Source organism: Pseudomonas sp. GW823-FHT02F05, from assembly GCF_058797315.1.
In genome coordinates, this window is record NZ_JBXAJM010000004.1 from 78,400 (window position 1) to 87,816 (window position 9,417).

The 9,417-nt window shown below is 59.6% G+C and carries 9 protein-coding genes; 4 read left to right on the plus strand and 5 right to left on the minus strand.

The genetic code is table 11. From position 1 onward, the window contains the following. Positions 1 to 11 precede the first annotated feature (11 nt). The 4 genes from AC1RAC_RS07090 to AC1RAC_RS07105 all read right to left on the minus strand — a co-directional run bounded on the left by AC1RAC_RS07090 (position 12) and on the right by AC1RAC_RS07105 (position 2,938). Positions 12 to 308 carry a co-chaperone GroES gene (locus AC1RAC_RS07090; RefSeq protein ID WP_017846112.1) on the minus strand — a complete coding sequence of 99 codons (297 nt, stop codon included), beginning with the start codon at positions 306 to 308 and terminating at the stop codon, positions 12 to 14. A gap of 245 nt (positions 309 to 553) precedes the next feature. After that, positions 554 to 1,030, minus strand: a complete 477-nt coding sequence (locus AC1RAC_RS07095) for an FxsA family protein (protein ID WP_034128625.1) — start codon at positions 1,028 to 1,030, stop codon at positions 554 to 556. Positions 1,031 to 1,096: 66 nt separating this feature from the next. After that, a complete protein-coding gene (locus AC1RAC_RS07100) occupies positions 1,097 to 1,828 on the minus strand; it encodes a HugZ family pyridoxamine 5'-phosphate oxidase (protein WP_057975083.1) in 732 nt (243 codons plus the stop codon). A 102-nt stretch (positions 1,829 to 1,930) separates the two neighbouring features. Beyond that, the gene (locus tag AC1RAC_RS07105) at positions 1,931 to 2,938 is read right to left on the minus strand and encodes a DUF481 domain-containing protein (RefSeq protein WP_034128627.1); all 1,008 of its coding nucleotides are present in this window, start codon (positions 2,936 to 2,938) and stop codon (positions 1,931 to 1,933) included. Positions 2,939 to 3,132: 194 nt separating this feature from the next. On the opposite strand from AC1RAC_RS07105, the gene AC1RAC_RS07110 reads away from it, so the two are divergent. The 4 genes from AC1RAC_RS07110 (at position 3,133) to AC1RAC_RS07125 (ending at position 7,910) form a co-directional block, all read left to right on the plus strand. Next, entirely contained in the window at positions 3,133 to 3,447 is a 315-nt protein-coding gene (locus AC1RAC_RS07110) for an MGMT family protein (protein ID WP_054897670.1), read from the plus strand. A 43-nt stretch (positions 3,448 to 3,490) separates the two neighbouring features. Next, a complete protein-coding gene (locus AC1RAC_RS07115) occupies positions 3,491 to 5,023 on the plus strand; it encodes an AmpG family muropeptide MFS transporter (protein WP_089042382.1) in 1,533 nt (510 codons plus the stop codon). Between the two features lie 197 nt (positions 5,024 to 5,220). Then, the gene (locus tag AC1RAC_RS07120) at positions 5,221 to 6,936 is read left to right on the plus strand and encodes a proline--tRNA ligase (protein ID WP_019817246.1); all 1,716 of its coding nucleotides are present in this window, start codon (positions 5,221 to 5,223) and stop codon (positions 6,934 to 6,936) included. A 20-nt stretch (positions 6,937 to 6,956) separates the two neighbouring features. Continuing rightward, positions 6,957 to 7,910 carry a hypothetical protein gene (locus AC1RAC_RS07125; RefSeq protein WP_057975080.1) on the plus strand — a complete coding sequence of 318 codons (954 nt, stop codon included), beginning with the start codon at positions 6,957 to 6,959 and terminating at the stop codon, positions 7,908 to 7,910. A 129-nt stretch (positions 7,911 to 8,039) separates the two neighbouring features. On the opposite strand, the gene dinB is transcribed toward AC1RAC_RS07125, so the two are convergent. Further along, positions 8,040 to 9,098, minus strand: a complete 1,059-nt coding sequence (gene dinB / locus AC1RAC_RS07130; protein WP_003193948.1) for a DNA polymerase IV — start codon at positions 9,096 to 9,098, stop codon at positions 8,040 to 8,042. Positions 9,099 to 9,417 lie beyond the last annotated feature (319 nt).

The following is a 9,417-nucleotide window of genomic DNA, read 5'->3' on the forward strand; positions in this document are numbered from 1 at the left end:
GAGCGGGGAAATCAGCCTTCCAGTACAGCGAGAATTTCGTTCTCAGCCATTACCAGCAGGTCTTCGCCGTCGACTTTCACAGTGTTGCTGCCGGAGTAAGGGCCGAAAACAACCTTGTCACCCACTTTCACGGCCAGCGCACGTACTTCACCGTTTTCCAGGGTCTTGCCTGGGCCAGCAGCGACGATCACACCGTGGTTGGCTTTTTCAGCAGCCGAACCTGGCAGAACGATCCCGCCAGCGGTTTTCTTTTCTTCTTCGCTGCGACGGATGACGACGCGGTCGTGCAGAGGACGAAGCTTGCTCATTGTCGATCTCTCCTAATTGTGTTTTTCATCGGCCGGTTCAATCCGGCGGGTTAAATTCCGGCGGTGCCGGTCGCGGCTCGCTGGGCGAGACGCGGAAGTCTGTCTAGTGTCACCACCAGAAACCTTGCGGTGACCGTTACATAAGGGCGCCCAGGCTTATTACAAGGGGCCGAGGATGAAATTTTTTGTGTCGGCTCAAGGGTAAATGCAACACGGCACCCGAAGGTGCCGTGCCGGTGAAGCGGTTATTTGTTGTCGCGGTGTTCGAATTCGCCTTCGATCACATCACCTTCACGCCCCAGGGGTTGGCGCGGAGCCGGACCGCCACGGGGTTGCAGGTCGTCGGCGAACGCACGCTGGCGCATGGCGGCCTCTTCAGCACGCTGGCGCATTTTGCCGGCCAGCAGCTTGCGGGTGAATGGCAGCAACAGCACCAGGCCAAGCACGTCGCTGATAAAGCCCGGCAGGATCAGCAAGCCACCGGCCAGGGCCATCATCAGGCCCTCAAGCATGGTCTGGGCCGGCAGTTCGCCGCGGTTCAGGCTTTCACGGGCACGCAACGCGGTCGCCAGGCCGGCGACACGCAGCACCAGGACGCCGAGCATGGAGCCTACGATGATCAGCAACAGCGCCGGGAAAAACCCGATCGCACCGCTGACTTTAACGAATACGAACAGCTCCAGCACCGGGAACAGCAGAAAGAGCAATAAAAAAGGGCGCATCAAATGGTTCCTCAACGCAAGAATGCCTTGCCAGTCCACCTTAGATGACGTCGCCGTTGTGTAAATTCAAGCGTCAACCGTGGTTTTTTTCGGCCACACCTCGGCGTGAGCCAATGAAACCAGGGCTTCGCGTACTTGTGTCGGTGTGTTGCAAGGCGTCTCGAAAGGCAACCAGTGCAAGGATTGGCCGATACGCAAGTGCATGCCTTCGCTGTCGATGCCGGCCAGCTGTGCCGGCTCGCTGGTCGGCAAACCGCCGAGGTCGACGTAATGGGCGATGGCCTTGGTGTGATCGCTGTTCATGTGCTCGATCATGCTGCGCTCGGCCTTGCCCGCAAACGGGTTGGCCAAGGTTAACTGGTCGACCCAATGGATCGCGCCAAACCCACCGATGTAACGGTGACGGACGGGGTTGAGCACCCAGAAATCGAAATCGTGGGCCTTGTGGTAGTTGGCCGAATCAGGGAAGTAGCGGTAGTAGCGCTCGGCCGCAGCTTCGATGACGGCCGGGTCTTCCAGCTTCTCGGCTTCGGCCAGGTAGGTCAGGCGCCCCACGGCTTGCACATCATCGGCCTCGCGCTCACCCACCAACAGCGAACACTTGGGATCTCTTTGCAGGTTGTGGGTGTGCTGGGCAATGCGGCTGATCAGGATCAGCGGGCGGCCCTGCTCGTCCAGGCAGTAGGGCACCACCGAGCCAAAGGGAAAGCCGGGCATGGCTTTGGACTGTGTGGCGAGCGCCCCACGGTATTCCTTGAGCAACAGCTCTCGGGCGTTCTTGGCAACCTGCGTGCTCAATAGATGACTCCTCGGGTGTTCCGCCGCCCATGGCATATGGGAATGGATCTCAACACAAGGTAATCAATATCTGCGCAGGTTGCCAGAGTGGCCGACGCCGGTTTACCAGGCCACGCCGAAGCCTGCGGTGTAACGGGTCTTGCTCAAGCTGCTATCGGAGTCGCCGCTGATGACGTCACGCTCGGCCTTGAGATTGAGGGACGCCCATTCGGTGACTTTGTAGCGCAGGCCCATCTCGGCATCCAGGGAGTAATCGGCCGGACCGTCCAGAGGCTTGCCCAATTCGCCGTTGGTGAAGAACTCCACGGTCTTGCCCACCAAGTAGCGGTTGTAGTTCCACTTCATGGCCAGAGAGTAGAAGTTGTCCTTGCCGCCGTCGGCATATTCGTAATCGGTACGGTTGACCAGCGATCCGAGGGAGAACGCGCCCAACTCATCGTCCCAGAACTGGTAGCCCGGGCCGGTACCCACGGTGCGCTGGCGCGCCAGGTCTTCGACCTTGTCGCGCTTATAAGTCAGGCGCCCCTGCCAGAACCAGTGCTCGGTGATAAAACGGTCCAGGTCGTATTCCAGGGCCCAGTTGTCGGTGGTGGTGACGTCGTCCTGGAACTCCCGGTTATATTCGCCCTTGCCCGTATGACGCCACTGGCCGTGACGGGCCGAGGTCTTGAAGTCGATGTCGTAGTCGTTGGTGTCTTTGTCCGCGCGTTTGTAGTCCAGCGCTAGGTCGACATTACCCTTCCACACCAGGTCTTCGATCACGGGCTTGGGCTTCATGATCTGTTGGATACTTGCCAGTTCCACCGTCTTGGGCGCCTCGCCATTGGCCAGCACCACCTTGCCGTCATCCGATGCCTGCAAGGACTTGGCCTTTTCACCGCTGTAGGCGTCCTGCTTGACCAGCAGCTCCTGGTCACTTTCCAGGGTTTTGACCTGCTTCCAGTCCACCGGAATGGAGCCTGCGTAGTCGGTTTGGATCAGCAACTTGCCACCGTCGAAGACTTTGATCTTGCCGGTGAGCCGGTCACCGTTTTTCAACCAGACGGTATCGGCGAGCAAGGGCGTGGAAGCACTGAAAACAGCAAGGCACAACAGGGTTCTGGACAACATAAGCAAGTACGGGACTCGGGGTTGGCGAAAATAAGGGGCGTTATAGTGTTACATGGCTAGAACTGACTCAAGGATTTATATTGAGTTCAATACTCATCGTCATGTTTACAGACGTTTCTGACAAAACAACGACGATCTCAACGGATATCCCCACAGTGATCCTACCCGCCGATACGCCACAAAGCCCCGCCGAGATGCGCCGCACCGCACTCTACCTGACGTTGTCGCAGGTGCCCGAAGGCTGCGTGGTGAGTTACGGCGAGCTGGCCCACTTGGCCGGTTTGGGGCGGGCTGCCCGCTGGGTCGGGCGCACCCTGAGCCAGTTGCCGCAAGACACGCGGTTGCCCTGGCATCGGGTGCTGGCTGCCGGTGGTCGGATAAGTTTGCCGGTGGGCAGTGCCTCGGGTGACGAACAACGTGCGCGTTTACGTAGCGAAGGCGTCACCATCCTGAACAATCGTGTTGATATTCAGCGTCATGGCTGGCGCCCGGTAGAGCACAGCGGTTAGAGTGCGCGCTTTGTTTCCGCAAATCTGAGGCAGACTCCAGCCCATGCCCCGTAAAACCTGGCGCGCCGCGCTCGCCGCCTATGCCAGCCCTTCGACGTTAGTGCTGTTGTTGCTCGGTTTCGCCGCCGGCATGCCTTACATGTTGGTGTTCTCGACGCTTTCGGTGTGGCTGCGTGAAGCCGGTGTGGCTCGCGAGACCATTGGCTATGCGAGCCTGATCGGCCTGGCCTACGCCTTCAAATGGGTCTGGTCGCCGCTGCTCGACCAATGGCGCCTGCCGTTGCTTGGCAAACTGGGGCGTCGTCGCTCCTGGCTGGTGCTGGCCCAATCGCTGGTGATCCTCGGATTGATCGGCATGGGCTTTTGTGACCCGCAAAAACACCTGTCCTGGTTGATCGCCATTGCGGTGATCGTCGCCTTCGCGTCGGCCACCCAAGATATCGCCGTGGATGCCTACCGCCTGGAAATCGCCGACGACAGCCGTCAGGCCGCCCTGGCGGCAAGCTACATGTCCGGCTATCGCATTGCCGCCCTGCTGGCTACCGCCGGTGCGCTGTTCTTTGCCGAAGGCTTTGGCTCCACCGGCTTCAACTATAAACACTCGGCCTGGACCGGCACCTATGTGCTGTTCGGCGTGTTGATGGTGCCGGCGTTGCTCACCACCTTCCTCATGCGTGAACCTGATGTGCCACTGCGCACCCAGTTGCAGGCCGGACGCTACAGTTTCATGCACCAGTTGGTGTCGGTGTTTGTACTGATCGTGCTGTTGGTCTCGGTACCGGCGATGTTCACCCAGTTGTACAACACCGACTTCGCCAGCGTGCTGTTCCAGGGCGTGAGTTTGTGGGAACTGCTGATGGAAGACCGCGCGTTCCTGCGCGCCATCCTCTATATCATACTCACTACCCTGTGCCTTTCAGCCATGGGCCGCCGGGGCCTGGCGCCCGTGCTCACGCCGGTCAACGACTTTATCCTGCGCTACCGTTGGCAGGCGCTGCTGCTGCTCGGGCTGATTGCCACCTATCGCATGTCCGACACGGTGATGGGCGTCATGGCCAACGTGTTCTATATCGACCAGGGTTTCACCAAGGACCAGATCGCCGGAGTGAGCAAGATCTTCGGCCTGATCATGACCCTGCTCGGCGCCGGCATGGGCGGCCTGTTGATCGTGCGGTTCGGCATATTGCCGATCCTGTTCATCGGCGGCGTGGCCTCGGCCGGTACCAACCTGCTGTTCGTGATGCTCGCCGACATGGGCCCCGACCTGCAGATGTTGATCGTCACCATCTCCCTGGACAACTTCAGTTCGGGCATGGCCACTTCGGCGTTCGTGGCGTACCTGTCGAGCCTCACCAACCTCAAGTTCTCCGCCACCCAATATGCGCTGCTCAGTTCGATCATGCTGTTGCTGCCGCGTTTGATCGGCGGCTATTCAGGGGTGATGGTGGAGAAGTTCGGTTACCACAACTTCTTTATGATCACCTGCCTGCTGGGTGTGCCGACGCTGATCCTGATTGCGTTGCACTGGTTCCAGGAGAACCGCCGCGCCCGGCTGAATCCCCCGCCGGAAGACTGACACGACTCAGTCAATGTGGGAGCTGGCTTGCCTGCGATAGCGGCGTTGGGTTCACCATCGCTATCGCAGGCAAGCCAGCTCCCACACAAGCGACGGTTACGACAGATACACCCAGCTACCTCACGCCTGTACTCCGGCGACAAGCGCCCGTACAATCCCAAGTCATTTCAAGTCCACGCAACCGACAACGGCCTACCATGCGTACCAGTCAATATTTGCTCGCCACACAGAAAGAAACGCCTTCCGACGCGGTTGTGATCAGCCATCAGCTGATGCTGCGCGCCGGTATGATCCGCAAACTGGCCTCGGGCCTGTACACCTGGTTGCCCATGGGCTTGAAGGTGATGCGCAAGGTCGAAGCCATCGTTCGTGAAGAAATGAACGCGGCCGGCTCTCTGGAAGTGTTGATGCCGAGCACCCAACCGGCTGAGTTGTGGCAGGAATCCGGGCGCTGGGAAGAGTACGGCCCTGAGTTGCTGCGCTTCAAGGACCGTCATGGCCGCGATTTCTGCGCCGGCCCGACCCACGAAGAAGTCATCACCGACCTGATGCGCAACGAGCTGAGCAGCTATAAGCAGTTGCCGCTCAACCTGTATCAGATCCAGACCAAGTTTCGTGACGAGATCCGCCCACGCTTCGGCCTGATGCGTGGCCGCGAGTTCATCATGAAGGACGCCTATTCGTTCCACGCCGACCAGGCTTCCCTGCAAGCGACCTACGACCGCATGCACCAGGCCTACTGCAACGTGTTCACGCGCCTGGGCCTGAAGTTCCGCCCGGTTGAAGCGGACAACGGCTCCATCGGCGGAGCCGGCTCCCACGAATTCCACGTGCTGGCCGAGTCCGGCGAAGACGATATCGTGTTCAGCAACGGTTCCGACTACGCGGCGAACATCGAGAAGGCCGAAGCCATACCACGTGAAACCTCGCGCCCTGCTCCCACCGAGGAGCTGCGCCTGGTCGACACGCCAGACACCAAGACCATCGCGGCCCTGGTGGAGAAATTCAATCTGCCGATTGAAAAGACCATCAAGACCCTGATCGTGCGCGCCGAAGAAGAAGGCAAGCTGATCGCCCTGGTGATCCGTGGCGACCACGAGCTCAACGAAATCAAGGCCGCTAACCAGCCTGGCGTAGCCAGCCCGCTGGTCATGGCCACCGATGCCGAACTGCGCGACGCCATTGGCGCCGGTGCCGGCTCCCTGGGCCCGCTGAACCTGCCGCTGCCGATCATCATCGACCGTTCGGTCGAGCTGATGAGCGACTTCGGTATCGGCGCGAACATCGACGACAAGCACTACTTCGGCGTGAACTGGGAGCGTGACCTGCCGGTTCCGACCGTGGCCGACCTGCGCAACGTCGTGGCCGGCGACCCGAGCCCGGATGGCAAGGGCACCCTGGAGATCAAGCGCGGCATCGAAGTCGGGCACATCTTCCAGCTGGGCAACAAGTACAGCAAGGCGATGAAGTGCGAAGTACTGGGTGAGAACGGCAAGCCGATCACCCTGGACATGGGCTGCTACGGCATTGGCGTATCCCGCGTGGTTGCCGCTGCCATCGAGCAGAACAACGACGAGAAAGGCATCATCTGGAGTGACGCGCTGGCGCCGTTCCAGGTAGCCCTGGTGCCATTGCGCTATGAAACCGAGCAAGTACGCGAAGCCACCGACAAACTGTACGCGGAACTCACCGCTGCCGGTTTCGAAGTGCTGCTCGATGATCGGGACAAGAAAACCAGCCCGGGCATCAAGTTCGCCGACATGGAACTGATTGGCATCCCGCACCGGATCGTGGTCAGTGACCGCGGCCTGGCGGATGGCAATCTGGAATACAAGAGCCGGACCGAAGCCGAAGCCCAACCGTTGCCGGTGGCTGACGTGCTGTCTTTCCTCCAGGCGCGTATTCGTCGCTGAAAACCAGATCAAGAGAAGTCATGTTCAAGCGAAACACCAGAGCCCTGGGGGGCGCCGCCTTGTGCGGCGCCCTGCTGGTCAGCGGCTGCGCCAATCAGATGTCGCAACGCAGTGAGCACGAGGAGCGGGTCGAGCGTAAGTTGCTCGACCACAGCCTGCAGATCGATGTAGGCGAACCCACAGTGCTGGAGCTGCCGCAACGCCGGGTTCGCATTCATGAGCAGAAGACCTTCGAGGTCACCGAATTCGAAGTCACCCGTCGTTATGACCGATACACGCCCTACCAGCCCTGGCGCAAACTCTATGAGATGCCCTTGGGTGCCGTGGCGCTGGTGGCGGGCGTGGGTGCCAACGTGGCGAATATCTTCGCCCTCGGCAACCTGCCCACGAGTGTGACCCATGACTGGTTGAGCTACGGCGTGGACGGCATCAACCCGTTCATGAACGTGCAATCCCACGGCCGTGCGCAACAGAACCTGGCGGCTATCGATGAAGTCCAGCGTGACAAGCGCCTGGAGTATTCGAGCCTGCCCTGGAGCGAGCGCCCGGTGCAAGTCACTGCCGGCAAGCAGACCCATGAGCTGACCACCGACCGTAACGGCATCCTGCGCCTTAACCTGTTGGACAGCCCCTTTGCCGAGCAGGACCTGAACCGCGTCACCACGCTGAAAATCACTGTGGCGGATGGCCAGGACGACGTGCATACCGACTCGACCCTGGCGGTCAGCAACACGCTGCGCAGCAAGCTGCTCGAAGCCCATGCCCTGATCTATGACGACCTGGAAGATGACGAAGTGAACCAGTGGGTACACCGGGTCAAACGCCTGTCGGAGCTGGGCCTGGAAGAAGAAGCCAGTGAGCTGGAACAAAGCCTGATTGAACTGACGCGCAATGATCCGGAGTTGCAGCAGGAGTTTGTGCAGGCGTTGACCAAGGATGGGGGGCGCTTGGTGGCGGATCCCGGCGCACGCTGATCGCTCAATACCTGTGAAGATCAAACTGTGGGAGCTGGCTTGCCTGCGATAGCGGTGTATCAGTTAAAGCATTCGTGACTGACACACTGCTATCGCAGGCAAGCCAGCTCCCGCATTTATTTCGGGTTTTTACCAGGAAAACTCGAGCTGTTCGTTGCCGCCGCTCAGGTCCAGCAACCGTACGCCTATCCCCAACAACCGCACCGGCTTGCCCCCGCGATTGAACGCCTGGGTCATCAACTGTTCATAACTCTCCAGATCCCGCCCTGCCCCCGCCTGCTCCAGCGTCGTCTGGGTAAAGTCATGAAACTTCACTTTCACGAACGGCTTGCCCGCCCGGTAGCTACTGTCGATACGCGCCATGCGCCCGGCCAGGGTCTCCATCAACTCCGGCAGTTTCGCCAGGCAACTTGAAAGATCGGGCAAATCCACGTCGAAGGTATTTTCTACACTGATGGATTGCCGCCGGCTGTCGTTTTGCACTACACGATCATCAATCCCACGGGCCAGGCTCCAGAGGCGCTCGCCAAAACTGCCGAATTCGCGCACCAGCGCCAGTTTGTTCCAGTCGCGCAATTGCAGGCAGTCTTCGATGCCCAGGCGCGCCAGCTTGTCAGCGGTGACCTTGCCCACGCCATGCAGCTTGCTGACACGCAACTGCGAGACAAAGTCTTCAACTTGATCCGGCGTGATCACAAACAGGCCGTTGGGCTTTTTCCAGTCGCTGGCGATCTTGGCCAAAAACTTGTTGGGCGCCACGCCGGCAGACACAGTGATATGCAGCTGGTTGGAGACCCGGCGCCGAATGTCCTGAGCAATACGCGTGGCGCTGCCGCCAAAATGCGGGCTGTCAGACACGTCGAGGTAAGCCTCATCCAGCGACAACGGCTCGATCAAGTCGGTGTAGTCGCGGAAAATCAGCTGGATTTCTTTCGACGCTTCTTTATAGGCATCCATGCGCGGCTTGACGATGGTCAAGTCCGGGCACAGCTTCAGGGCGTGACGTGACGACATCGCCGAACGCACCCCATACGCCCGCGCCTCATAATTGCAGGTGGCGATCACGCCGCGCCGATCTGCCGAGCCACCGACAGCCAAGGGCTTTTGCGCCAGGCTCGGGTCGTCGCGCATCTCGATGGCGGCGTAGAAGCAATCACAGTCGACGTGGATGATTTTGCGCTGCGTCATATAAACGGGGTGTTAACCAACGGGTGGCCAGTATCGCACTCACCCCTGTATATAGCACCAGTAGTTTGAATCTTCTGTCTGAGCGGTAGGAAATTTCGTAGATGAATATATTTTCTCAATCGAATCCAGCATCCCAATAGAGCTGAAAGCCTTGCCCTGCCTAGCTTCAAGCCCTCAAGAAGCCCCTCATCAAGCGCTAACCAATTGAAGCAAAAGCGCTTTTCTTCGATTCACAGGTTGACACACTCGCGTTCCTCTGTAGAATGCCGACACACAGACGCGGGATGGAGCAGTCTGGTAGCTCGTCGGGCTCATAACC

What these genes read in the sequence shown, in the direction of transcription:
- AC1RAC_RS07090 (WP_017846112.1), bottom strand. Translation starts at nt 308, where the DNA reads ATGAGCAAGCTTCGTCCTCTGCACGACCGCGTCGTCATCCGTCGCAGC.
- AC1RAC_RS07095 (WP_034128625.1), bottom strand. Translation starts at nt 1,030, where the DNA reads ATGCGCCCTTTTTTATTGCTCTTTCTGCTGTTCCCGGTGCTGGAGCTG.
- AC1RAC_RS07105 (WP_034128627.1), bottom strand. Translation starts at nt 2,938, where the DNA reads ATGTTGTCCAGAACCCTGTTGTGCCTTGCTGTTTTCAGTGCTTCCACG.
- AC1RAC_RS07110 (WP_054897670.1), top strand. Translation starts at nt 3,133, where the DNA reads ATGCGCCGCACCGCACTCTACCTGACGTTGTCGCAGGTGCCCGAAGGC.
- AC1RAC_RS07115 (WP_089042382.1), top strand. Translation starts at nt 3,491, where the DNA reads ATGCCCCGTAAAACCTGGCGCGCCGCGCTCGCCGCCTATGCCAGCCCT.
- AC1RAC_RS07120 (WP_019817246.1), top strand. Translation starts at nt 5,221, where the DNA reads ATGCGTACCAGTCAATATTTGCTCGCCACACAGAAAGAAACGCCTTCC.
- AC1RAC_RS07125 (WP_057975080.1), top strand. Translation starts at nt 6,957, where the DNA reads ATGTTCAAGCGAAACACCAGAGCCCTGGGGGGCGCCGCCTTGTGCGGC.
- dinB (WP_003193948.1), bottom strand. Translation starts at nt 9,098, where the DNA reads ATGACGCAGCGCAAAATCATCCACGTCGACTGTGATTGCTTCTACGCC.